2 protein-coding genes and 1 pseudogene are annotated in these 1,792 nt (G+C 61.2%); 1 reads left to right on the top strand and 2 read right to left on the bottom strand.

The features are described from left to right. A partial coding sequence (locus EOA27_RS34900) for an SDR family oxidoreductase (RefSeq protein ID WP_127258562.1) occupies window positions 1-375 on the top strand: 375 nt, incomplete at its 5' end. A gap of 58 nt (window positions 376-433) precedes the next feature. Here the strand turns inward: EOA27_RS34900 and EOA27_RS34895 are convergent. Both EOA27_RS34895 and EOA27_RS34890 read right to left on the bottom strand, forming a co-directional pair. Then, window positions 434-1,327 (bottom strand): adenylate/guanylate cyclase domain-containing protein, encoded by an 894-nt coding sequence (locus tag EOA27_RS34895; protein WP_126080912.1) that lies wholly within the window; start codon window positions 1,325-1,327, stop codon window positions 434-436. Between the two features lie 197 nt (window positions 1,328-1,524). Continuing rightward, a pseudogene (locus EOA27_RS34890) lies at window positions 1,525-1,792 on the bottom strand (hypothetical protein); the annotation flags it as partial.

The following is a 1,792-nucleotide window of genomic DNA, read 5'->3' as shown; positions in this document are numbered from 1 at the left end:
TTTTTGTCCTCAATAACGGGTGCGCGCGTATCTTCTCCTGGGTATTCTCACTATGCGGCTAGCAAGGCAGGAATTCTGGGCTTCATGCGCACGGCGGCCCTCGAATTTGCGCCTTGGAACGTTACGCTGAATGCCGTTGAGCCGGGCAACATCCTGACAGAGGGCGTGATGGAGCATCAGTCACAAAGTTTCGTGGATGCACAATGCGCCGCCGTGCCGCTTCGCCGTCTCGGCACACCGCAGGACGTTGCCCACGCGGTGCGTTTTCTCGCTTCCGATGAAGCGGCTTACATCACCGGCCAAAGTATCATCGTAGACGGCGGGCAGACCTTGCCCGAAATGTCGACCGCGATCCTGCCGGAAGCGGCGCGTTGAAGGTGACTATCAAGCGGCTGATGAAACTTGGTGCGGCGGTCCTGCCCAACCGGCCAGATCAGCCTGAGACAATTTCGTAGTGCAGGACCTGGGCGTCGCGGAGGGACGATCTGCGTCCAGGCGAGATGACGCCGGAGCCGAAGAGGAGAATATCTTCGCGGCGTACGAATACTTCTTCCTGGCCGGGTCCCATCGACACAAATGTGCCTGACGAGCTCCGCTCGACAAGCCGTGCCTTGCCATTCGAAATGGTGAAGGTCGCGTGGTGCCTTGAGACCCAGGGCCGCTGGACGACGATATCGCATTCCGGAGATCGGCCGATCGTCACGAATTCATTGTTTCGGCAGGACCCCAACTGATCTCCATAGCGGATGACCAGATTGATCTGCCGCGGCGGCGCGGAGCGCCTTTCGATAATGGTGCCCCGGCTGGTGACGTTCGTGCTGGGGACCCCATCGTCGCTCCGCAGCGTATAGACATCGAAGAGTTCCTGCTTGCCCTTGAACGCCATTTTGTCGAGGAGCCGCAAGGCGCTGCGGCTGCCAGCCGAAAGCGCTTCGAAGAAGCTCTGGCTGATCAGCACCTCCCCCGGATTGGCCGTAGTGGACAGCCTTGCGGTGACATTGACAACATCGCCGAATACCGCGCCGCGCGCGCGAATAACCGCCCCGAAATGCAATCCGATCCGGGCGCTCAACGGCCCTCTCGTCAGTTGGCTGTTGATTTGGCAGACGGCCCTCAGCGCCGCCTCCGAGCTCTCGAACAGACTGAGCACGTCATCGCCCTTCGAGTAAATGAAGTCACCGCCGTGCTCGGCGACGATCGCGCGTATCGCGTCGAGGCAATCCGAGACCTGCCGCAGGGCGGCATCGTCGCCGATGCGCTCATAGAGCGGCGTGCTGCCCACGACATCAGCTAGGAGGACTGCGGCTAGAAGTCTTTCCTGATCCATTGCCCCGTATCCGCCCCGAGAATGGAGCGTTTATAACATACCAAAGTCGACCTTGACCTATCTACTTACGCGCCTTGGGGCCGGCGCAACGGGGCAAGTGCTTTGGCGCGATCATCTTGGACAGGCACCTGCCTTCGCTCATCCAGCCAAACGGACTATCGGCCTCAGAAATAGCGGCGATAAAAGGTTTCGTTTCCCTAGCCCGGGCTTCCCGCGGCCGGATTGGCGATGACCGCGGCCCGGAAGCGGGCGACGAAATCGTCGAGCGCCGGGCGTTCGGCATCCGAGATCGCCCAATAGGAGAAGGCATCGTCGGTCCAGTGGACCAGGAGGAAGCCGCCTGCCGACAAGTCGTCCGCCACCGGCATCGATTTGGCCTCGTTCTGCCGGGGTGCGGCGACCAGCGTGATCAGGTGCTCGTGATGGCGATAAACCAGCGCCGGCATCGGTCTGTCGCCGATCACC

The organism is Mesorhizobium sp. M2A.F.Ca.ET.037.01.1.1 (genome assembly GCF_003998075.1).
GTDB lineage: Bacteria > Pseudomonadota > Alphaproteobacteria > Rhizobiales > Rhizobiaceae > Mesorhizobium.
Note: the sequence above shows the minus strand (reverse complement) of the source record. Positions and strands in the feature narration are given on the sequence as shown.